We start from the raw sequence: 21,088 nt of genomic DNA on the forward strand, positions 1-21,088 counted from the left end.
TTACCGTTCGTCATCAGACGCCTTCGGGCATGGTCCCCGCATTGATCGCGATCCGGCCGATCAGACCCTTGACGATCAGGTCCAGCGCAGAGCCTTCCCGATAGTCCGCGGCGGCGACGAAGTTGACCCGGTCCTCGGAGATCAGGCCGTAGATCTTCTTCTGGTCCTTCTCGGAGTTGCGCGGGTCGTAGACCGCGATCGAGAAGCCGCCCTTGGTGTGCATCATCTTCATGGTCGGCACGTCGGTGTCGCCGTCGCCGAGGAAGATCATCCGCTCGAACGGCACCGGCCGCTCGTCGTCGGCCATGAACTTGTTGATCCGCTCATGCTCCCAGTGGTTCAGCACGCCCTTGTTGATGCGGAACAGGTACTGGGTCTTGGTGGTGTAGTTGACGCCCACCGCCGGCCAGATGGCGACGCCATTCTGGTCGTAGACGAATTTCGACGCGAAGACGTGGCGGAACTCCTCGTGGATCGGGCAGCCGGCGATCATCTCCTCCAGCCCGGCCGAGATGATGTAGTGCTCGATCTCCAGCCCGTATTTCGCGCCGACCTCGTTGATGCGATCGAACCAGCCCTTGCCGGTCAGGTCGGACTTCAGACCATCGAACAGCTTCACGTCCTGCCCGTGCTCCGCCAGCAGGTTGCGGGTGATGGGGGCGTCGTTCTCCCGCGCCCGTTGCAGCATCAGCTGCATGTACATCAGGATGTTGTCGCCGTCGGCGTCGCGGGTCAGCTGGTCCGCTGCGCCCCAGAAGTCGCCGATCCCCATGCCCACCGAGGGGATGAAGGTGACCTCCTGCATATTGCCGCGCGCGAGCGTGCCGTCGAAGTCATAGATGAGGGCGGTCTTGAGCGGCTTGGCCATGGGCGCGATCCTTGGTTCAGGGCCGCTCTATACCAAACTAGCCCAGCCGCAACTCCGGCGCGGCTGCTGCACCGGTGGCTTCGTGCGGAAGGTGCAGGGTGAAGGCGGCCCCCTTGCCGGGCTCGCTTTCGACCTCGGCCCAGCCGCCGTGCAGCTCGACCAGCGCCTTCACAAGAGCCATGCCGACGCCGGGCCCGCCGCGTTCGCGCTTGATGAAGCGATCGAAGACGTGGGCCTGAAGGTGGTAGGGGATGCCGCGTCCGGTGTCCTCGACCCGGATACGCATTTCGGTCGAAGTGGCCTCGGCCGACAGGGTGATGGAGCCGTCCTGGTCGACGATCGAACGGATGGCGTTGTCCAGCAGATGCTCCAGCGCCTGACCGACCCGATGGGCGTCGGCGCGAATGGTTTTCAGCCCGGCGGGGCAAACGATGCTCAGCGTCGCGCCGCGGCCCTCGATCCGGGCGCGGGCCTTTTCAGCAGCCTCGTCCAGCAGGTCGCAGACGCGGACATCGCCCAGCTGCAGCTCCATCTCGCCAGCGTCGATCTGGGCCATGTCGAGCGTGTCGTCGATCGAGCGGGCCAGCTGGCTGGCGGCGATGCGGATGGCGCCCGCGTGCTGGCGGTTGCGGTCGTTCAGATCGCCCATCGACTCCAGCAGTTCGGAATAGCCGACGATGGTGGTCAGGGGCGTCCGTAGCTCATAGCTGACGCTGCCGACGAACTCGCGTTTCAGGGCCTGGCTCTCTTCCAGCGCGGCGGCCTTTGCGGCCAGCGCCTGCTCCAGCCCGCGTCGGGCCGTGACGTCGGAGAAGGCGACAAGGGTGGCGCCGTCCGGCAGGGGCCGGGTCTGCCAGGCCGCAATGCGTCCATCCTCGGTGCGGCCCTCGCCCGAGATCGGCACCCGGCTTTCGGGGTCCGGATCGGCGACGCGAGCCTTCAATCCCAACCAAAGGGCCGGGTCGGGCATGGTGGTTTGGCACAGGGCGGCGACGGCGTCGAAATCGCCGGCCGCGGTCAGCTGTTCGCCGCTGACGCCCCAGAAGCGCTCGAACGCCTCGTTGTGCAGGCGGATGCGGCCGTCCGAACCGAACACGGCGACGGCGTCGTTCAGCTTGTCCAGCGTCGCGGTCTGGACCTGCAGCTGGGCGTTGAAACGGCTGCGCAGCTGAAGCTCATCCGTGATGTCCGAGAACAGCAGCAGCATGCCGCCCAGCGGATGGGGCTGGCGCACGACGCGCAGGGTACGGCCGTCTGGCAGGGACCAGCTGTCGTCCGGCGCGGCCTCGGCGGCGCCGTAGAAGTCCAGCTCGCGCGCCTTCCAGCCGGCGTAGTCGATGACCTCCGGCAGCAGGCGGCGCTGGCGCAGGCGGTCAAGCAGTTCCGCATGGGTCGGACGCTCGTCCAGCCACGCCGGGTCGATGTTGAACAGCTGCTGGAAGGCGATGTTGTGGAACGCCAGCCGCTTGGACGGGCCGAAGATGGCGACGGCGTCGGCGAGGTGGTTCAGGGTTTCGTCATGCGCCTCGACGTGGCGGCGCAGGGTGTCGCGCGTCTCCTCGACCTCCGTCATTTCCAGCGCAAAGGCCAGCACCGCGCCGGCGCCCCCCTGAACCGGCTCGGCGATGATCTTCCAGGCGCGACGGCGACCGCCGCCGGTGGTCCAGCGGAAGGCTTCCTGACGCTGGTGGGTGCGGCCCGCCTCGGCGATCACGGCGTCGACGCCGCGGTCGAAGCTGAGTTGCTCTTCGCGCGCCTTCTCGACGCTGTCGGCCTTCATCTCGACCAGCCAGGCGGCGTTGGCCCACGCCAGACGGCCCGCCTTGTCGGTGATCCACGTCGGTGAGGGCGAGGCGTCCGCCAGCAGACCCAGACCGCTCTCCGCCGCCGTGCCTACCAGCGCCAGCCGCGAAAGGCGCAGCCACGCTGCTCCGGCCGATGAGCGACCTTCGATCGCCCATGCCGCCCCCGAACCCTCCAGCACACCGTCGAACGGCTCGCCTCGCTCGATCAGGGCGTCGAGACGCGGGCCCGAGGCCTGACGCACGGCGGTGAGCACCACGGTGACGGGATCATCCGGGTCCGGACGATCGACCAGATCCTGCAGCAGGGCGGCCCATGCGGAAGGCGCGCCGAGCCGTCGGGTCTGGCCATCCGGCGAAAGAGCCAGACGCACGTCCTCGAAGGCGGCCAGCGCGCCGTCGCTGTCGGCCAGCGAGGCCTGCGCATGGGCCAGATCCTGCTCGGCCTTCTCGGTGCGCCTGACCAACCGCTCGCGCAGCCGCGCGGCCCAGGCGCTCAGCGCCACAGCCAGACCGGCTGCGCCGACCGTCGCGACATAGGCGATATCGACGTCAGCCATCCTCGTCCCGAACGATTCCCCGATTCGGTAACCATACCGCGCGTCGCCGGATTTGCGAGGCGGCGTCTGAAGACCGATATGGCGAAGCATGACCGAACCCTGGACCGACCAGCTCGCCCCCTCCCTCGACGATTTCGCCCGTCTGGCGCGTCAGGCCTTCGACGCCCTGCCCCAGCCCTTCGCCTCGCTGGCCGGGGAGGTGGTGATCCGGGTCGACGACTTCGCAGATGAGGAGACACTGGCCCATTTCGGCATGGAGGACCCCTTCGAGCTGACGGGCCTGTATCACGGCGTCGACATCGGCCGCCGCGACGAGATGGGTCCGGCTCACGAGCCGGCGCGCATCTTTCTCTACCGCCGCCCGATCCTCGACGAATGGTGCGAACGTGGCGACGTCGGTCTGGCCGAAATCATCGGCCACGTCCTGATCCACGAGATCGGCCACCACTTCGGCCTCGATGACGACCAGATCCATCACATCGAGGACAGTACGGACTGAGGGTTCTGCGCACGCCTTAAAACCAGCGCGATCTGTGGTATAAGGCCGGCCTCCCTTCGCTTCAGGATTTCGTCTTGAGCCATTCGCTCGATCTTTCCCGCGCGTCCGCGCCGGCCGTTTCGGCCCCGGTCAATCTCAGTGGATTGACGCGCGCGGGCCTGCGTCAGGCGCTGATCGACGCGAACGTCTGTCCGCCGGAAAAGGCGAAGATGCGGGCCAGTCAGATCTGGGGCTGGATCCACCATTACGGCGTCACCGACTTCGCCACGATGAGCAATGTCGCCAGGGACATGCAGGCGAAGCTGGCCGAGCATTTCACCCTCGCCCGCCCCGAGATCGTCGAGCGTCAGGTGTCGAAGGACGGCACCCGCAAATGGCTGATCCGCACCGCGCCGGGCATCGAGATCGAGACCGTCTACATCCCTGACGTCGGCCGCGCCGGCGCCCTGTGCGTGTCGTCGCAGGTGGGCTGCACGCTGAACTGCACCTTCTGCCACACCGGCACCCAGAAGCTGGTCCGCAACCTGACCGCCGCCGAGATCGTGGCGCAGGTTCAGGTCGCGCGCGACGATCTGGAAGAATGGCCGTCGCCCAAGGAAGACCGCCGACTGTCGAACATCGTCTTCATGGGCATGGGCGAACCGCTCTACAATCTGGACCACGTCGCCGACGCCATCGACATCATCAGTGACAACGAAGGCATCGCCCTGTCCCGCCGCCGGATCACCGTCTCGACCTCCGGCGTCACGCCCCAGCTCGACGCGCTGGGAACCCGGACGCAGGCCATGCTTGCGATCAGCCTGCACGCCACGAATGACGCCCTGCGTGACGTGCTGGTGCCGCTGAACAAGAAGTACAATCTCGAACAGCTGATGGCGGGCATCCGCGCCTATCCGGGCATCTCGAACGCCCGGCGGGTGACGTTCGAATACGTGATGCTCAAGGGCGTCAACGACAGCCCGGAAGAAGCCCGCGCCCTGCTGAAGCTGATCGAGGGCATCCCGGCCAAGGTGAACCTGATCCCGTTCAACCCCTGGCCCGGCACCGACTATGAGTGCTCGGACTGGAAGACCATCGAACGCTTCGCCGCCATCCTGAACAAGGCCGGTTACGCCTCCCCCATCCGCACTCCGCGCGGACGGGACATCCTGGCCGCCTGCGGGCAGCTGAAGAGCGAGAGCGAGAAGGTCAGGGCGTCGGCTCTGCGGAAGGCGGAGCAGGGCACCGCCGAGGCCGCGTAACGCGCCGATATCTTTGTTGATCGACTGTGGCGCCCCGGCGCTTGCGGATTGAGGCGTAAACCGGGCAATCGGAGGTGGAACACCACTCCGGAACCCGCATGACCGCCCCTGACGTCAACAGCGTGCTCGACAGCGCAGAGGTGCAGGCGTTTGCGACCGGGTTTCCGACGACGCTGGCGCATCTCGGCGTGACGCTCGCCCTGCTGGGCGTGGGGGCGACGCTCTATATGCTGATGACGCCGTGGAAGGAGATCGACCTCGTTCGTCAGGGCAACGCCGCGGCCGCGCTGGCGCTGGCGGGGGTGCTGGTGGGGCTGGCCGCGCCGCTGGCGGTCAGTCTCAGCGTCTCGACCTCAATCAAGGACATCGTCGTCTGGGGCGTGGCGACGGTGGCGCTGCAGCTGCTGGTTTTCAGGTTGGTCGACATGGTGCTGCACGGCCTGGCCCAGCGTATCCGCGAGGGGCAGGTCGCGGCGGCCGTCGTGCTGGTGGGCGCCAAGCTGGCGACGGCCCTGATCCTCTCCGCCGCCCTGACGGGCTGAGCCCATGCGGCGATTGCCCGACTGGTTGATCTACGGTCTGGTGGTGGCCGTGCTGGTCGGTGCGTCCCTGAGCCGGCGCGAGAACGCCGATCCCGCCCCGCCGCCCGACGACGCAGAAGACGACGGCGCCCTGTTGGGTCCCGTCACGCCGTTCGACCCATCGGTGACCGTGATGGCGCCGGACATTCCCTTCCAGCCGTCCGCGGGAACCGCTTTTTCGATCGCGCGCAGCGGCCGGTGGGTCACTGCGCGGCATGTGGTTGAGGGCTGTCCTCGACCGGCCATCGTGGTGGCCCCGGATCGGGCGGTCGCGGCGGACGTCCGGCTGGCGTCGCGGGCGGACATCGCCTTGCTGCTGACCGATGGCGGACCGCCGGCGGTGCCGGTGGTGGTCGGGCCCACGCTGCGGGAAGGCCAGCGCGGCTTCCACCCCGGGTACCCGCAAGGCAAGCCCGGCGAGGTGGCGTCGCGCCTGCTGGGCCGCGAGACCCTGAAGGTCCGGGGGCGCAACGCCCATGACGAGCCGGTGCTGGCGTGGGCGGAGGTGGGGCGGACCAAGGGACTGGGCGGCACGCTGGCCGGCCTGTCCGGCGGACCGGTGCTGGACCGTCAGGGCCGGGTCGTCGGGGTGACCATCGCCGAAAGCCCCCGGCGCGGCCGCATCTATACGACCGCTCCGGACACCTTCGGTCCCGCCATTCGCGGCGTGCAAAGCCCGGACGAGCCGGTCAACGGCCGCCGGATCGACACCGACAACTACGGCAAGGTGGCGAACGACCTGAGACGGGATCTGCAGGTCGCCCAGGTCGTCTGCCTGTCAGCCAAAGCCTAGCGCAGCGCGGCCGCATCCAGGTTCAGGTCCGTCAGCTTGATCACCTCGAGGTTCGGGTATTTGGCCCGAAGGCCTTCGAGGAAGACCGAGGCGTCGCCGACGATCACCAGACTGGCGTTCGCGGCGGGCAGGTGCTCGGCGAAGGCCGCCTGAACCTGCTGCGGCGTGATGGCCTCCACCTTGCCGGCGTAGGCGGCCAGTTCGCTCATCGGCAGATCATAGAGCGCCAGCCCGGCGACCACGCCGCCCAGACCGTCAACGGTCTCGAGCGAGCTGCCGAAGCCGCCGGTCAGGATGGCTTGACGGGTGGTCATCTCGCTGGCGGTCGGCTGGCTGTTCGACAGGCGACCGATTTCGGCGAGCACCAGATCGGCGACCTCGACGGCCGCGTCATTGCGCGTCTGGGCCGAGGCCACGAAGGCGCCCTCGTCGGCGCGGATGCCGAGGTTCGAGCGTGTGCCGTAGCTGAGACCACGCTTGATCCGGATCTCCTGATTGAGGCGCGAGGTGAAGCTGCCGCCCAGCAGGGTGTTGCCCAGCGTCAGAGGGAAGTAGTCCTCATCGCTGCGGGCGATGCTGCGCATGGCGGCGTAGACGGCGGCCTGCCCGGCGCCCGGCTGGTCGATGACCACAACACGCGGCGTGGCGGCGGCCCCGGCTGGATCGCTCTGGGCGGCGGGGGCGGGGCCGGCGGCGCGCCAGTCGCCGAAGGCCTGTTCCGCGAGGGTACGGGCCTGTTCGACCGTGATGTCGCCGGAGAAGACCAGCTTGGCGGTCTCGGGGCGATAGCGGGCTGCGTGGAAGGCGGTCACATCCTCGCGGGTTAGACCCGGGATGGAGGTCAGGGTGCCCCCCGAGGGCGCGCCATAGGGAGCGTCGCCATAGACCACCCGACCGGCGGCCGCGGCGGCCACGGGGCCGGGCGAGCTCAGCGCCACGCGCAAGCCGTCCAGCGTCTGGTCGCGCTGACGTTCGACCTCTTCCGCGGCGAAGTCAGGGCGGCGCACCAGATCGGCCATCAGGCTCATGGCGCGCGGGAAAACATCGGCCGGGGCGTTGGCGAAGACGTTGGTGAAGTCGGGGCCGGACGAGGCGCCGATCTGCGCGCCCAGTTGTTCGATCTCGGCGGCGATCTCGGGCGCCGAGCGGCCGGCGGCGCCCTGGGTCAGCAGACCTGAGGTCATGACCGCCAGACCCGACTTGCCGCCGTCGTCGGCCGACCCGGCGTCGAGGCCGAGGCGGGCGGAGATCAGAGGCAGACCCGGCTTGCGGGCGACATAGACTTCAAGCCCGTTCGACAGGGTGAAGGTCTCGACCGCGGGCGTGGCCGGGTCGACGGCCGGGCCGGCTTCGGGAATGGCCGTACGCTGGCCCTCGGGCAGAAGCTCGAAGATCTGGCCGACGGGGGCGAGGTCTGCGACCTTGACCGGCGCTTCCACATCGACCGCTTGGGCGGTGACCGGATGCTGGTCGTCCGCCTTCAGATAGCGGATGGTGATCGCGCGGTCGTCGGTCAGATAGCGGCGGGCCACGCGCTGGATATCGGCGATTGTCACTGCCTGCAGGGCGGCGATCTCGGCGTCGGCGGCGGCGGCGTCGCCGGTGTTGATCAAGGACCAGCCCAGCACATTGGCGCGATCCTCGACCGTCTCCCGCTCACGCAGGGCGCCAGCGACCAGCTCGTTCTTGGCCTCGGCCAGTTCGGCGGCGGTGACCGGCTGGTCGCGCAGGCGGGCGGCCTCGGCGCGGAGGGACGCGATGCCGGCGTCGGGACCCTCGCCCTCGGCCATGATGGCGTAGGCGGTCACGGCGCCGGCCTGCTGGCTGGCGTCGAGGCTGGAGGCGGCCTGGGTGGCGATCTTTTGATCATAGACCAGCGCGCGATACAGGCGTGAGCTCTCGCCCGTCGACAGGATGCCGTCCAGCACGGTCAGGGCTGCGCGGTCCGGATCGCCGTAGCGCACCGCCGGCCAGGCCAGCACCACCGCGGGCAGCGGCACGTTAGGCGCATAGAAGGTCGCCTCGCGTGGCCCGGTCGGCTCGGGCTCGCGCACGTCATTGGCGGGCAGCGGGCGGTCAGGGTTCTTCAGCGGTGCGAAATACTGGTCGATCCAGCCGTCCAGCTGGGCCTGATCGAAGTTGCCCGCGACGATCAGATAGGCGTTGTCCGGGCGGTAATAGGTGGCGTGGAAGCGGCGCACGTCCTCGATGGTCGCGGCGTCCAGGTTCTCTATCGAGCCTATGGTCGAGCGGCGATAGGGGTGCTGCTGATAGATGGTGGCGGGCACGAACAGGCTGAACAGGCGGCCGTAGGGGCTGGCCAGTACGCCTTGGCGGTACTCCTCCTTGACGACGTCGCGCTCGCTCTCGAACACGCTCTCATTGACGACCAGCGAGCCCAGCCGGTCGGCCTCGGCGAAGATCAGGCGCTGCAGGTGATTGGCGGGAACCGTCTCGTGGTAGGCGGTGACGTCGTCGGAGGTGAAGGCGTTGTTGTTGCCGCCCACGTCCTCGGTCAGGCGGTCGAACGTCTCGTCCGGGAAGTTCTTCGTCGCCTTGAACATCAGGTGTTCGAACAGGTGGGCGAAGCCGGAGCGGTCTTCGGGATCGTCCTTGGACCCCACCTTGTACCAGATCTGTACCGTCACGTTCGACGTGGACGTATCGCGCGAGGTGTAGACCTTCAGACCGTTCGGAAGGGTCCGCTCCTGGAAGCCCAGCGGCGGCACCGCCACGGACGTTCCGGCGACGGGCTGCTGGGCGAAGGCCGGCGCAGCGGCGGGCAGGCCGAGCAGCAGGGCGGACGCGGCGACGGTGAGGATCAGGCGGGACTTCATCAGGCAGGGCTCCGGACGCCCGACCAAGCGGGCGACGCGAACCCTATCAGGGCCGCGCGGGGCCGCACCTTACGGAAAGGTAATGTCAGTCCAGCCGCAGGGCCTCGGCCAGCAGGCGCGCCTCGCTGGCCCGGCTGGAGCCCTTGCGCCAGGCGACGACGATCTCGCGCCGGGGCGCTTTGGCGGAAATGGAGCGCACGACGACGCCGGGCATATCCGCCAGCCCGGCCCGCACAGCCATCTCGGGCAGGAAGCTGACGCCGAGGCCGGAGGACACCATCTGCACCAGCGTATGCAGGCTTGTCGCGGCGAAGACGTCGTCGCCCTTGGGCGGGTCGATATCGAACGCGGCCAGCGCCTGATCGCGCAGGCAGTGGCCGTCCTCCAGCAGGATCAGGTCCTCGGCCTTCAGCGAACCGGCGGGGATGGGTCCGGTCCCGGCGAGCGCATGGCCGACCGGCGCGGCGGCCAGGATCTCGTCGTCTCCGATGCGGGCGTGGTCGATGCCGGAGGCGGTATAGGGCAGGGCGATCACCGCGGCGTCCAGTTGACCGGCCTTCAGGGCCTTGACCAGATTGGGCGTCAGATCCTCGCGAATGAACAGGCGAAGCTGCGGATAGGCTTCGCGCATCGGCGGCAGTTTGGCGGGCAGCAGGAAGGGGGCGACGGTGGGTATGACGCCCAGCCGGAAACGGCCCGACAGCGGCTTGCCGGCGTTGCGCGCGGCCTCGACCAGATCTTCGGTGCGGGCCAGCACGTCCTCGGCACGCTGCACGGCTTCGGCGCCGACGGCGGTCAACTGGACCTGCCCGCGCGTGCGCTCGACGACCGGCGCGCCGAGGATCTTCTCCAGTTCCTGCACGCCCGCCGAGAGGGCGGGCTGGCTGACGTGGGCGGCTTCGGCCGCGCGACTGAACGAGGCGTGCTCGGCAAGAAGCTTGAGGTACTGGAGCTGTCGGAGCGTCGGAAGCATGCGCCCGACATAGGGCGTGGCTATGCCGAAAGCCATGACGATCTGCGCGACCTATGAAGTCGGTCCTCCACGACGGCGCCGTGGAGGACCGGATTTCTCAAACGGCCGCCGTGCCGAACTCTTCTTCCAGCGTCACGTCGAAGCGGTCGGCGTTCATGACCTTGGTCCATGAGCCGATGAAGTCCCGGACGAACTTCTCCCCGGCGTCGGACGAGGCATAGACCTCGGAGAGGGCGCGCAGCTGGGAGTTGGAGCCGAACACCAGATCGGTTCGCGTCGCCGTCCAGCGCTCCTCGCCCGTGTCGCGGTCCGAGCCAACGAAGACCTCGTCGCCCCGGTCAGAGACCTCCTTCCACGCTGTCCGCATGTCCAGCAGGTTGACGAAGAAGTCGTTGGTCAGCTGCCCCGGACGATCGGTGAAGACCCCATGCTTCGAGTTGCCGTGGTTGGCGCCCAGCACCCTCAGACCGCCTACGAGCACCGTCATCTCCGGCGCGGTGAGGCCGAGCAGCTGCGCCCTGTCGACCAGAAGCTCCTCGGTTGGCACATTGAAGCGCACCGACAGATAGTTACGGAAGCCGTCGGCTTTGGGCTCCAGCACCGCGAAGCCTTCGACATCGGTCTGCTCGGCAGAGGCGTCGGTGCGGCCCGGTGTGAAGGGAACCTCGACCGAATGGCCCGCTGCCCTTGCCGCCTGCTCGATGCCGACGGAGCCGCCGAGCACGATCAGGTCGGCGATGGAGACGGTCGTCCCCGAGGCGGCCTTGATGTCCTCATAGACCTTCAGGACCCTCGCCAGTTTGGCGGGCTCGTTGACCTCCCAGTCCTTCTGCGGCGCCAGACGCAGGCGTCCGCCATTGGCGCCGCCCCGGTGATCCGAGCCGCGATATGTCACGGCCGAGGCCCAGGCGGTGGTGACCAGTTCGGTGACCGAAAGGCCCGAGGCTGCGATCCTGTCCTTCAGCGCCTTGATGTCGCCGGCGCTGATGACCGGTCCGGTGCGCGCCGGGATCGGGTCCTGCCAGATCAGGTCCTCGGCTGGAACCTCCGGCCCGAGATAACGGGACTTCGGCCCCATGTCGCGGTGGCACAGCTTGAACCAGGCGCGGGCGAAGGCGTCGGCGAAGTAAGCTGGATCGGCGCGGAACTTCTCGGAGATCGCGCGGTAGGCCGGGTCGACCTTCAGCGCCATGTCGGCGGTGGTCATCATGGTCGGCACCTTGCGGTGCGGACTGTGGGCGCCGGGCGCCAGGGTCTCTTCCGGATTGCCGACGGGCTGCCACTGTTTCGCGCCTGCGGGGCTGCGGACCAGCTCGTACTCGTGGTCCAGCAGCATGGCGAAGAAGCTGTTGTCCCACTGGGTCGGCGTGGGGGTCCATGCGCCTTCGAGGCCCGAAGTGATGGTGTGGTCGCCCATGCCGCTCTCGTGGCCGGACTGCCAGCCCAGACCCTGCTGGGCGATGTCGGCGCCTTCGGGGTCGGCGCCGACCTTGGACGCGTCCCCCGCGCCGTGGGCCTTGCCAAAGGTGTGGCCGCCGGCGGTCAGGGCCACGGTCTCCTCGTCATTCATGCCCATGCGGGCGAAGGTCTCGCGCATGTCGCGCGCGGACTTCAGGGCGTCGGCGCTGCCGGCGGGACCTTCCGGATTGACGTAGATCAGGCCCATCTGGATCGCGGCCAGCGGGCTCTCCAACGCCTTGCCTTCTTCCTCGTCGATACGGGTGGCGCCCAGCCACTCCTCCTCGGTGCCCCAGTAGACGTCCTTTTCGGGCTCCCAGACATCCGCCCGGCCGCCGCCGAAGCCAAACACCGGCCCGCCCATGCTCTCGATGGCGACGTTGCCGGCGAGGATCATCAGATCCGCCCACGACAGGTTGGCCCCATACTTCTGCTTGATCGGCCACAGCAGGCGCCGCGCCTTATCGAGGTTGCCGTTGTCCGGCCAGCTGTTCAGCGGTGCGAACCGTTGCTGGCCCGCGCTGGCCCCGCCGCGGCCATCACCGGTTCTGTAGGTGCCGGCCGAGTGCCAGGCCATGCGGATGAAGAAGGGGCCGTAGTGACCATAGTCCGCCGGCCACCACGGCTGGCTGTCGGTCATCAGGGCGGTCAGGTCGCGTTTGACGGCGGCGTAGTCGAGCTTCTTGAACGCCTCGCCGTAGTTGAAGTCGTCGCCCATCGGATCGCCCGACCGGCCCTGCTGGTGCAGGATGTCCATGGTCAGATGGTTCGGCCACCAGTCGCGATTGGTCCGGCCCAGCAGGGTCCGCAGCGCGGCCGCTTCCTTCTTCGGATCGTTCAGGGGCGTGGGTCCGCCAGCGTTTCCGTCCATCTTTTCCTCCTGCCGCTCTTACGGCGATGCAGGCACCCTAGGCCCGGAAACGGGGCGAGGGAAAATCGATAAACTTTTCGATCGGGAACAGAAAAACTTATAGCGAGTTCAGCCCGCCGCGATCAGGGCTTCCAGTCCTTCCCGCCAGCTGGGATATTTCGGACGCCACCCAAGCTCGGCCTTGGCGCGGGCGTTCGAGAGGCGTTTGGAGTCCAGATAGAACCGTCGCATGGCGTCCGACACCGAGGGATCGTCGAGGTCGACCTCGGGCGGGCGCGGCAGGCCAAGGCGTTGGGCGGCGAAGGCCATGACCACATCGGCGGGCGCGGGCTCGTCGTCGCACAGGGTGTAGGCGGCGCCCGGCCTGGGCCGGTCCATGGAGACGAACAGACCCGACACGGCGTCGTCCAGATGGATGCGGTTGAACACCTGCCCCGGCTTGCGGACCAGTCGCGCCGAGCCGTCGCGTAGCTTGTCCAGCGGCGAGCGGCCGGGGCCGTACAGGGCCGGCAGTCGGAAGATCTGGACGGTCAGGCCCATGCCGCGTCCGGCGTCCAGCCAGTCGCGCTCGGCCCGCACGCGGCGTGCGCCCTCCAGCGAGGCGGCGTTCAGCTCGTCATCCTCGAACGCCCACCCGCCGTCGCGGTCGCCATAGACGGCGGTGGACGACACATAGCCGATCCAGTCGGGATAGGCGCCAGCGGACGCAAGAGCGGGCTCCAGCGCCTTCAGGCCTGGACAGCCGCCGGGTCCGGGCGGTGCGGTGACAAGTATGGCGGATGCTCCAGCCACGGCCGCCGCCAGCGCCATGTCGTCCGCGGGATCGACGGCGCGGAGCCCTTCAGCCTCGAACGCGTAGCGGGTGTCTGCGTCACGGCTGGTCAACAGGGCCGAGCCGCCCCGGCGCACGGCCTCGCGTGCAGCCGCCTGTCCCAGCCAGCCGCCGCCGAAGACAAGGAGGGACGGCCGCTCCGTCACGCAGTCCGGGCCTGACGCTCAGACGCTGGCGACGGGGTCGGTTCGGCCTTGATGGCCTCGGCCCGCTTGCTGTTCCAGCTGGAGACACAGGGGATTTTCGAGCGGTCGGCGCGGTCGGCGTAGCGGCGGGCGATCTCGGTCACGTCCTGCATCAGGCCCTCGGCGAGGGTGATCGGCTTCAGGCCGAGCTCGCGGAACTGGTCGTTGGCCACGACGAGTTCGTTCTCGTCGGCCTCGAGGCGGGGATTGGCGACGTTGTGAACCTCGGCGCCGGTCATGTCGGCGACCATCCGGGCCAGATCGCGCACCCGACGGCTCTCGGTCATCTGGTTGAGAATCTTCACCCGCTCGCCCGACTTCGGCGGATTGTCCAGCGCCAGCTCGACACAGCGCACCGTGTCCTGGATGTGGATGAAGGCGCGGGTCTGGCCGCCCGAGCCGTGGACGGTCAGCGGATAGCCGACCGCCGCCTGCATCAGGAACCGGTTCAGCACCGTGCCGTAGTCGCCGTCATAGTCGAAGCGGTTGATCAGCCGTTCGTCCTTGCGGGTCTCTTCGGTCTGGGCGCCCCAGACGATGCCCTGGTGCAGGTCGGTGATCCGCAGGCCGTCATTCTTGGCGTAGAACTGGAAGAGCAGGGCGTCCTGCGTCTTGGTCATGTGGTAGATCGAGCCCGGGTTCGGCGGGAACAGGATCTCCTGCTCGGTTGGGCCGAAGTCAGTATCGACCGTGATCTTCAGGTAGCCTTCCGGAATGCGCAGGCCGGCCGTGGTGTAGCCATAGACGCCCATGGTCCCGAGGTGGGCCAGATGGACGTCGCGCCCACTCTCCACGATGGCCGCCAGCAGGTGATTGGTGGCGTTCAGATTGTTGTCGACGGTGTAGAGCTTGTGCCGGGCCGACTTCATCGAATAGGGCGCGGCCCGCTGCTCGGCGAAGTGGACGACGCTGTCGGGCGCCCAGTCGCGGATCAGGGCGACGAGGCGATCGAACTCCTTGCCGACCGTCATATTGGTGAACTCGATCGTGCGGCCCGACACCTCGGCCCATGCGGCGATCCGCTCGCCCATGGTGCGGATGGGCGTCAACGACTGGACTTCAAGCTCGTTATCGATGTTCCGACGGCTGAGGTTGTCGACGATCATCACGTCCCAGCCGCGCGCGGACAGGTGCAGCGCCGTCGGCCAGCCGCAGAATCCATCGCCTCCAAGCACAAGAACGCGCATGGCTTTACCCTTCTTAATTCCCTCACATCCTGCCTAGACCAGGTCGGACCGGGCGCAAAGCGTCAGCGACGCCGCGCCCGCCACTGCTCACGGCTCTGGCCCCAGCGATAGACCGGGACGCCCTCGAAAGGCGGCGGCAGTCGGGTCGGGCCCAGATTGGTCGAGCCCAGGCGTTCGGCCAGTCGCTGCGACGGCGTGTTCTCGGGATCAATGCAGTGGATGACGTCGGTCCAGCCCAGCACATCGAACGCATAGTCCAGCGCCGCCGTGGCCGCCTCGACGCCATAGCCCTTGCCCTGCGCGTCCGGATGCAGGCCCCAGCCGACCTCAGTTCCCGGCCAGCCCAGCGGCGTCCACGGCCCGATCCGGCCGAGCCACAGACCGCTCGACTTCTCGATCAGCGAGAACATCGCCACGCCCGTCAATGTCCATGCACCCGACATGGTCATGAAGCCCCGCCACGCCGCCTCGGCCGGCTGGGGACCGCCGATGAAGCGCGCGGCCTCGGGGTCCGCCATCATCTCGGCCCAGCGCGGGAAGTCGTCCATCGCCGTCGGGCGCAGGATGAGGCGTTCGGTCTCGATCGTCGGTCCGCTCAAAGGAAATACTCCTGCTCGAGTTCGTACTGGCTGCCGTCGTGGGCCAGCACGCTGGAATAGAGGCCGAAGCGATCGACCCGGATCGGCGGCGAGTGCAGCAGGTTGTGGCCGGTGATCCAGGCGCCGATCCGGTCGGGATTGGTCTGGGTCTTGAGATAGGCCAGCGTCACATGCGGGCGATAGTCGCGCTTCTCCATGACGACGCCCGCGCGTTCGCCAGCCGCGCGGCAGCGGTTGGCCAGCACCGACAGACGCTCGCTGCGTTCGACGCCGGCCCAGAGGGTATGGCTCCGGTGGCTGTCGCCGAACGCGCCGACGCCGGACAGGGCGATCTCGAATGCACCGCCGGTCGCCGCGCGCTGAAGCTCGCTCGCCAGATCATCGGCGCGGCGTTCGTCGACCTCGCCGTAGAAGGCCAGCGTCACATGCAGCTGTTCGCCGCTGCGCCACTTCGCGCCGGGCAGGCCGGACTGGCGGCGCGCCAGCGTCTCGGCGACGTCGTGGGGGATCGGCAGGGCGGTGAACAACCGGATCATGCGACGGTTGGTAGCGCCCCGGAACGCGTCGCCCAAGTCCGGTTTTCCTTGCGGGAAGCCGGGGCGCGCCCGATATTCACGCAAAGGTCGGCATTCGCCCGATCGAACGGAGGACCGAACTCGCCATGAGCGACTTCAATAATGGCTACGCCCGCCCGCTGCCCGGCAGCGCCGACATGTCGACGGATGCGGGCCTGCGCAGCTTCATGCTGGGCGTTTACAACAAGGTGGCTCTGGGCCTGCTGGTCTCGGCGGTTCTGGCCTACATCACCGGCTCGTACCCGCCCGTGCGCGACCTGCTGTTCTCGACAGCGGTATTCCCAGACGGCGTGACCCGCCTGACCGGCTACACGGTGCTGGGTATGATCGTCGCCTTCTCGCCGCTGGTCGTGTTGCTGGGCTCCAACTTCGTGATGAAGAACCCGACGGCCGCGACCGCGGGCGGCCTTTACTGGCTGATCGTGGCGCTTATCGGCGCCTCGATGGGTACGGTGGTGCTCGTCTACACCGGCGCCTCGGTGGTTCAGACCTTCCTGATCACGGCTGCGGCCTTCGGCGCGCTCAGCCTGTTCGGCTACACGACCAAGAAGGACCTGACCGGAATGGGCAGCTTCCTGATCATGGGCGTGATCGGCCTGATCATCGCCTCGGTCGTGAACATCTTCCTGCAGAACTCGATGATGCAGCTGATCATCAGCGTTCTGGGCGTGCTGATCTTCGCGGGCCTGACCGCCTATGACACCCAGCGGCTGAAGATGACCTACTACGCGCTCGGCGGTAACCAGAACGCCATGGGCGTGGCGACCAGCTACGGCGCGCTGAGCCTGTACATCAACTTCATCAACATGTTCCAGTTTCTGCTGGCGCTGTTCGGCGGCCGTCGCTGATCGATTGAAGTTGCGAAAACTGAAGAGGGCCCGGAGCGATCCGGGCCCTTTTTCTATTCCACGACGGTGAAGCGGCCGCTGTCGAAGACGCGCAGCACCTGCGCCAGTTCGCGCCCCCGGCGCAGGATCACCCCGCCCTCGCCGATCACCGCCCACTGACCCTGTCTGAGGCGCAGCGCGGGACGCTTCTCGATGCGATAGGCCGGCGCGTCGCCCGAGCGGCGGAAGACGGCGAATTCGGCCACGTCCTTGTGGCCCAGCATGGCGTAGTCGCGCCACTCGCCCGAGGCGACCATGCGCCCGTAGACCCGCAGTATCTGGTCTAATTCGCGCCGGTCGAAGAAGACCGGACCAGGCAGGGGATGCGCGTCGGCGGCGTCGCTCATGGACTGAAGTTAGGACGAACCTTGAGAAACGCCAGCATCGAACACTGTCATCTGAACTGTGTCTTCGCGACCTCGTCGTAAAGAAATCGTCGGGAACACGAAATCGCCTCGGTTCGGCCCATCCAGCGCCCCCTTGGAGGGCGACATCGAACTCATCGGCTCGTCGGAGTTCGGAACGGTTCCGGATCCTGAACAGCCCCCCCAGCCCCCCTGGATTGTTCCATCAAGGGCTCTGGCGGGCCGGTGCTTCCTCCAAGCGAGACGCCCGCTCCGCCACCCTCCCCCCTCCGGCCGAGCGGGCGTTTTGCTGTCCGGGCCTCAGCTTCCCAGCGTGATCTCGACGGTCTCGTCGCCGCGGCTGACGGACAGCGTCCGCGATCCCTCGGAACCCAACGCCGTCGCCAGCGCCTGAAGATCGGCGGACGCGCCGTCGACAGAGCGGATGACGTCGCCGGCCGTCAGGCCTGCACGCGCCGCTTCTGACCCGCCCTCGACCGCGAAGACCTGCAGGCCATCGGCGCCGGGGCGGACGTTGAGACCGCGGGCGATCAGGGCGTCGGCCCCCACGATCACGCCCGTTCCCCCGGAGTCCCGCACCACCAGCGACGCCCGGCTCTCGCGGCCGTCGCGCAGATAGACGATGGGCAGGGTCGCGCCGGGATCCGCGATGCCGATGGTGGCGGCCACGGTGCCGGCGTTGGAGACCGAGCGGTTCTGAATGCGGGTGATGATGTCGCCCTTCTTCAGGCCGGCGGCTTCGGCCGAAGACCCGGGCGCTACGTCCTCGACCACGGCGCCGCGCACGATTCCCAAGCCCAGATCGCGGGCGCGCATGGCGTTCAGCGAGCCGAGGATGGCCCCCGTCACGCCGCGCTTCACCGACCCGGTCGCGCGCAGCTGGCCGGTCACATACATCAGGATGCGGCTGGGCACGGCGAAGGCGATGCCATCGTTGCCGCCGCCCATGCCGCCGGACAGGATAGAGGTGTTGATGCCGATCAACCGGCCCCGGCTATCCAGCAGCGGCCCGCCGGAGTTGCCCGAGTTCACCGCGGCGTCGGTCTGGATATAGTCCTCGATCCGGTCGCCCATGCCCGAGCGACCGAGGCCGGAGATGACACCCATGGTCAGGGTCTGGTCCAGACCCAGCGGATAGCCGACCGCGAAGGCGAGATCGCCGGTGCGCAGGGAATCTGAATCCGCCACCTCGATCTGGGACAGGTTCAGCGTCCGGTCGCCCGGCTCGATCTTCAGCACAGCCAGATCCGTCGCCTTGTCCGTTCCCACGAGGGTGGCGTCGAAGATGCGGCCGTCGGTCAGGTCGACCGTGAACTTGGCGCCGCCCTCGACCACGTGGTTGTTGGTGACGACGATGCCTTCGCGGGCGTCGATCACGGCGCCCGAACCTGAGGAGATCGGCTTGGGTTCGGCGCCTTCGGAAGACGGGCCCTGCGACTGGCCCAGCGTCGTCACCTGCACCACCGCCGGCAGGGCCTGCTCCAGTCCGCTGGCGAAGGTGAAGACCCCGCGTCGTGCGTCGTAGGGAATGGGAGGCTGCGCCGGCTGCGTCTGGGCCTGAGCGGTCGTCAGCGGAACCGCCGCCGCAAGGGCGAGGAGGGACAGGCCGAAAATGCGACGCATGAAATTCTCTCTGGCTGGTTCCGCAGCCTAGCGCGGGAAACGCGCCGTGACGACAGCCCCCGGACGCGCGTCATCAATCGTCATGGCCGCGCCGTGCCGGCGCAGGATGGCCTGCACGAACGCCAGTCCCATGCCGTGGCTTTCACGGCCCTGTGACTGGCTGGCGGCGACGGCGGCGGAGGGGTCGTCCAGAACCGAGGCGTCGAAGCCTGGCCCCTGATCGGCGACCGTGACCCGCGCGCCGTCCGCATCGTCGGCGACGGTCAGGGTGATGACGCCGCCCGGCGGCGAATACTTCAGAGCGTTGTCGACCAGATTGGCCAGAGCCCGCTGCAAGAGGGAATGGACGCCCAGCACGGCGACCGGCGCCGCCTCGACCCGGAACGCTACGCCCCGCTCCTCAGCGAGGGGTTCGTACAGTTCGCAGGTCTGCTGGATCAGAACGTCCAGCCGAACGCTCTCAAAGGTCCAGGCCTCCCCGTCTCTCAGCGCCATCGCCTCGGTCATCGCCCGGGACAGGCGCGCGAGATCGCGCCGCGCCTCGTCGGCTAGCGCGCGGGTTTCGGGATTATCGTCCGCATCCTTCATCTGCTCGAGCCGGGCTGAGGCGCGGGCCAGCGGCGTGCGGAAGTCGTGGGCCATCTGGTCGGCGGAATCACGCATCCACCGAACCAGCTCCTCCAATCGGTCCAGCGTGCCGTTCACATGGCCGGTCAGTTCCGTCAGCTCCGGCGCCAGCGCGGTCTCCGGCGCCCTTATCGAAAAGTCGCCAACGGCGGCGCGGTCCAGCGCGCGGCTGACTTCGGCCACGGCGCCCGTCAGACGACGGCGTGCGAAGGTGGCGGCCGTCAAACCGATCGCAGCCAGCAGCACCGCGACGCCAATCAGCACGGCGGCGGCCAGACCCCAAGCCGCGCCCGACGGCTCGACTACCCGGCCGACGATGAGGTCCAGCGCGCCGATCCGGCGTTTGACCGCGACCACCTCGACCGCCCGGGACGGGCAGAGGTCGCCGCGCCGCAGGTTCAGCACCCAGACGCCGTCGCCGAGCCGGCGCGCACGCTCGCCCCGGGCCGTCTCCAGAGCCACCAGACCGGCGGGCTTGCCGACCGGCGCACGGATGAAGCGCACGCCCGATCCACCGCGTCCGGTGCGACAGGTCTGTTCAATCGTGCGGGCGTCGCGCTCGGGCCCGCTCTGGAAGGCGGCGAGGTAGGCGGACAGGAAGGCCGCATCCGCCTCGGTCAGGCTGCTGGCGCTCAGTGCGGCTTCCGATCCCAGCTTTTCGGCAAGGGCGCTGTAGTCGTCGAGCGCGGCCAGCGCCGCCTGCTGGCGCTGGTCTGCCCGGACGGCGGCGCCGGTGACGAGGAGCGACCCGGCGAGAGCGGCGGCGGCCAGCACCGCCATCCCGGCCGCCAGCTGGGTCGAGGTGCGTCGTCCCAGCCAGCCGCGCAGTCGTCTCAACATGGGAGGATCAGCCGGCCAGGGCCGACAGGTCGCGGAACACCAGACTCTGGCTGCGCGCCGAAACGATCAGCGGATGCATGGCTTCGCCCAGCTCCGGCGCCTGCTCCTTCAGCCGGCGGCGCAGGGCGCTGATGCGGGCATCGATTATGTTGACGAAGTTCTCGGGCAGGAAGCGCCACTCGACCCAGCACCGGTCCCACAACATCGTCTTGGTGACAGGCTGTCCGCGCGCGCCCATCAGTTCCGAAACGATGGCGAACTCCAGCGGCGACAGGTCGATGATCCGCGCCGCGCCGGACGTCTCGAACCGCAGGGTGCGCGCGCCCGGCGACAGGCGCAGCGGTCCGTTTATCAGGTCTCCGCCCGCAGGCTTCGCCAGTCGTCCGGAGCGGCGCAACTGGGCCGCGATCCTCGCCAGCAGTTCCTCGTCCCCGACCGGCTTGGCCAGATAGTCGTCCGCACCGCCCAGCAGGCCCTCGACCTTTTGCCGCTCGCCGCTCAAGGCGGTCAGCATCAGTGCGGGCGCTTCGGCCGACGGGCCGCTTCCGGCGCGCAGGCGCTTCAGCGTCTCAAGCCCGTCCAGGCCCGCGGTCATGCGGTCGAGGATCACGACGTCGTAGGTCTGGTCGGCGAGAGCGGTCAGCGCGGTCTCGCCCCGGTCGAACTGATCGACGGCCACGAAGCCGGCCTTCAGCAGCCGCTCAGCCACGTGTTCCGACAGGGCGGGATCGTCTTCGAGAAGCAGGGCGCGACGCCCGGCGAAGACCTCGCCCAACTGGGCGAAGGGGTCTTCCTCCACGATTGATCGTGCGTCGCCGTCCACGGCAGGCCCTCCCTGACGCGACCACGATAGGGGAAGGTCATGGAATGACAATGGCATGCCGC

Annotated in this window: 18 protein-coding genes; 5 read left to right on the forward strand and 13 right to left on the reverse strand. The window is 68.4% G+C overall.

Annotation, left to right across the window (positions count from 1 at the left end):
* Positions 1-13: 13 nt before the first annotated feature.
* Together ACIQC9_RS13930 and ACIQC9_RS13935 are read right to left on the reverse strand one after the other, a co-directional pair.
* Entirely contained in the window at positions 14-868 is an 855-nt protein-coding gene (locus ACIQC9_RS13930; RefSeq protein ID WP_400617016.1) for an HAD family hydrolase, read from the reverse strand.
* A gap of 37 nt (positions 869-905) precedes the next feature.
* The gene (locus ACIQC9_RS13935) at positions 906-3,230 is read right to left on the reverse strand and encodes an ATP-binding protein (RefSeq protein ID WP_400617018.1); all 2,325 of its coding nucleotides are present in this window, start codon (positions 3,228-3,230) and stop codon (positions 906-908) included.
* Positions 3,231-3,318: 88 nt separating this feature from the next.
* On the opposite strand from ACIQC9_RS13935, the gene ACIQC9_RS13940 reads away from it, so the two are divergent.
* The 4 genes from ACIQC9_RS13940 (at position 3,319) to ACIQC9_RS13955 (ending at position 6,344) form a co-directional block, all read left to right on the forward strand.
* Positions 3,319-3,729, forward strand: coding sequence for a metallopeptidase family protein (locus tag ACIQC9_RS13940; RefSeq protein ID WP_400617020.1), 411 nt, complete (start codon positions 3,319-3,321; stop codon positions 3,727-3,729).
* 74 nt (positions 3,730-3,803) lie between these two features.
* Positions 3,804-4,970 carry a 23S rRNA (adenine(2503)-C(2))-methyltransferase RlmN gene (gene rlmN, locus ACIQC9_RS13945; RefSeq protein WP_400617022.1) on the forward strand — a complete coding sequence of 389 codons (1,167 nt, stop codon included), beginning with the start codon at positions 3,804-3,806 and terminating at the stop codon, positions 4,968-4,970.
* Positions 4,971-5,068: 98 nt separating this feature from the next.
* Positions 5,069-5,512, forward strand: coding sequence for a DUF350 domain-containing protein (locus ACIQC9_RS13950; protein WP_400617025.1), 444 nt, complete (start codon positions 5,069-5,071; stop codon positions 5,510-5,512).
* Positions 5,513-5,516: 4 nt separating this feature from the next.
* Complete coding sequence (locus ACIQC9_RS13955; RefSeq protein ID WP_400617027.1) at positions 5,517-6,344, forward strand: serine protease; 828 nt, start codon at positions 5,517-5,519, stop codon at positions 6,342-6,344.
* Here ACIQC9_RS13955 and ACIQC9_RS13960 read toward each other — a convergent pair.
* The 7 genes from ACIQC9_RS13960 to thpR form a co-directional block, all read right to left on the reverse strand.
* A complete protein-coding gene (locus ACIQC9_RS13960) occupies positions 6,341-9,181 on the reverse strand; it encodes a M16 family metallopeptidase (protein ID WP_400617030.1) in 2,841 nt (946 codons plus the stop codon). The genes ACIQC9_RS13955 and ACIQC9_RS13960 overlap by 4 nt on opposite strands.
* Positions 9,182-9,266: 85 nt before the next feature.
* Positions 9,267-10,154 carry a hydrogen peroxide-inducible genes activator gene (locus ACIQC9_RS13965; protein ID WP_400617368.1) on the reverse strand — a complete coding sequence of 296 codons (888 nt, stop codon included), beginning with the start codon at positions 10,152-10,154 and terminating at the stop codon, positions 9,267-9,269.
* 97 nt (positions 10,155-10,251) lie between these two features.
* A complete protein-coding gene (gene katG / locus ACIQC9_RS13970; protein ID WP_400617032.1) occupies positions 10,252-12,483 on the reverse strand; it encodes a catalase/peroxidase HPI in 2,232 nt (743 codons plus the stop codon).
* Positions 12,484-12,591: 108 nt separating this feature from the next.
* The gene (locus ACIQC9_RS13975; protein ID WP_400617034.1) at positions 12,592-13,461 is read right to left on the reverse strand and encodes an SDR family NAD(P)-dependent oxidoreductase; all 870 of its coding nucleotides are present in this window, start codon (positions 13,459-13,461) and stop codon (positions 12,592-12,594) included.
* Positions 13,458-14,687, reverse strand: a complete 1,230-nt coding sequence (locus ACIQC9_RS13980) for an NAD-dependent epimerase/dehydratase family protein (protein WP_400617037.1) — start codon at positions 14,685-14,687, stop codon at positions 13,458-13,460. Before ACIQC9_RS13980 ends, ACIQC9_RS13975 begins: the two co-directional genes overlap by 4 nt.
* A 62-nt stretch (positions 14,688-14,749) precedes the next feature.
* The gene (locus ACIQC9_RS13985) at positions 14,750-15,286 is read right to left on the reverse strand and encodes a GNAT family N-acetyltransferase (RefSeq protein ID WP_400617039.1); all 537 of its coding nucleotides are present in this window, start codon (positions 15,284-15,286) and stop codon (positions 14,750-14,752) included.
* A complete protein-coding gene (gene thpR, locus ACIQC9_RS13990) occupies positions 15,283-15,822 on the reverse strand; it encodes an RNA 2',3'-cyclic phosphodiesterase (RefSeq protein WP_400617370.1) in 540 nt (179 codons plus the stop codon). The genes ACIQC9_RS13985 and thpR overlap by 4 nt, the downstream gene beginning before the upstream one ends.
* A gap of 125 nt (positions 15,823-15,947) precedes the next feature.
* Here thpR and ACIQC9_RS13995 point away from each other — a divergent pair, with 125 nt between their 5' ends.
* Positions 15,948-16,709, forward strand: a complete 762-nt coding sequence (locus ACIQC9_RS13995) for a Bax inhibitor-1/YccA family protein (RefSeq protein ID WP_400617041.1) — start codon at positions 15,948-15,950, stop codon at positions 16,707-16,709.
* Between the two features lie 53 nt (positions 16,710-16,762).
* Here ACIQC9_RS13995 and ACIQC9_RS14000 read toward each other — a convergent pair whose 3' ends face one another.
* The 4 genes from ACIQC9_RS14000 to ACIQC9_RS14015 form a co-directional block, all read right to left on the reverse strand.
* Positions 16,763-17,095 carry a DUF2794 domain-containing protein gene (locus ACIQC9_RS14000; protein ID WP_400617043.1) on the reverse strand — a complete coding sequence of 111 codons (333 nt, stop codon included), beginning with the start codon at positions 17,093-17,095 and terminating at the stop codon, positions 16,763-16,765.
* Positions 17,096-17,413: 318 nt separating this feature from the next.
* Complete coding sequence (locus ACIQC9_RS14005) at positions 17,414-18,736, reverse strand: trypsin-like peptidase domain-containing protein (protein ID WP_400617045.1); 1,323 nt, start codon at positions 18,734-18,736, stop codon at positions 17,414-17,416.
* A 27-nt stretch (positions 18,737-18,763) separates the two neighbouring features.
* Entirely contained in the window at positions 18,764-20,203 is a 1,440-nt protein-coding gene (locus ACIQC9_RS14010) for a sensor histidine kinase (RefSeq protein WP_400617047.1), read from the reverse strand.
* 7 nt (positions 20,204-20,210) lie between these two features.
* Positions 20,211-21,026 (reverse strand): response regulator transcription factor, encoded by an 816-nt coding sequence (locus ACIQC9_RS14015; protein WP_400617049.1) that lies wholly within the window; start codon positions 21,024-21,026, stop codon positions 20,211-20,213.
* Between the last annotated feature and the right edge of the window lie 62 nt (positions 21,027-21,088).

Origin of the sequence: Brevundimonas sp. NPDC092305 (assembly GCF_044755415.1) — a bacterium.
Classification (GTDB): domain Bacteria; phylum Pseudomonadota; class Alphaproteobacteria; order Caulobacterales; family Caulobacteraceae; genus Brevundimonas.

Bases quoted from the DNA above. Each gene is read 5' to 3' on its own strand.
- ACIQC9_RS13930 (WP_400617016.1), bottom strand. From the start codon at position 868: ATGGCCAAGCCGCTCAAGACCGCCCTCATCTATGACTTCGACGGCACG.
- ACIQC9_RS13935 (WP_400617018.1), bottom strand. From the start codon at position 3,230: ATGGCTGACGTCGATATCGCCTATGTCGCGACGGTCGGCGCAGCCGGT.
- ACIQC9_RS13940 (WP_400617020.1), top strand. From the start codon at position 3,319: ATGACCGAACCCTGGACCGACCAGCTCGCCCCCTCCCTCGACGATTTC.
- ACIQC9_RS13950 (WP_400617025.1), top strand. From the start codon at position 5,069: ATGACCGCCCCTGACGTCAACAGCGTGCTCGACAGCGCAGAGGTGCAG.
- ACIQC9_RS13955 (WP_400617027.1), top strand. From the start codon at position 5,517: ATGCGGCGATTGCCCGACTGGTTGATCTACGGTCTGGTGGTGGCCGTG.
- ACIQC9_RS13960 (WP_400617030.1), bottom strand. From the start codon at position 9,181: ATGAAGTCCCGCCTGATCCTCACCGTCGCCGCGTCCGCCCTGCTGCTC.
- ACIQC9_RS13965 (WP_400617368.1), bottom strand. From the start codon at position 10,154: ATGCTTCCGACGCTCCGACAGCTCCAGTACCTCAAGCTTCTTGCCGAG.
- katG (WP_400617032.1), bottom strand. From the start codon at position 12,483: ATGGACGGAAACGCTGGCGGACCCACGCCCCTGAACGATCCGAAGAAG.
- ACIQC9_RS13980 (WP_400617037.1), bottom strand. From the start codon at position 14,687: ATGCGCGTTCTTGTGCTTGGAGGCGATGGATTCTGCGGCTGGCCGACG.
- thpR (WP_400617370.1), bottom strand. From the start codon at position 15,822: ATGATCCGGTTGTTCACCGCCCTGCCGATCCCCCACGACGTCGCCGAG.
- ACIQC9_RS13995 (WP_400617041.1), top strand. From the start codon at position 15,948: ATGAGCGACTTCAATAATGGCTACGCCCGCCCGCTGCCCGGCAGCGCC.
- ACIQC9_RS14000 (WP_400617043.1), bottom strand. From the start codon at position 17,095: ATGAGCGACGCCGCCGACGCGCATCCCCTGCCTGGTCCGGTCTTCTTC.
- ACIQC9_RS14005 (WP_400617045.1), bottom strand. From the start codon at position 18,736: ATGCGTCGCATTTTCGGCCTGTCCCTCCTCGCCCTTGCGGCGGCGGTT.
- ACIQC9_RS14010 (WP_400617047.1), bottom strand. From the start codon at position 20,203: ATGTTGAGACGACTGCGCGGCTGGCTGGGACGACGCACCTCGACCCAG.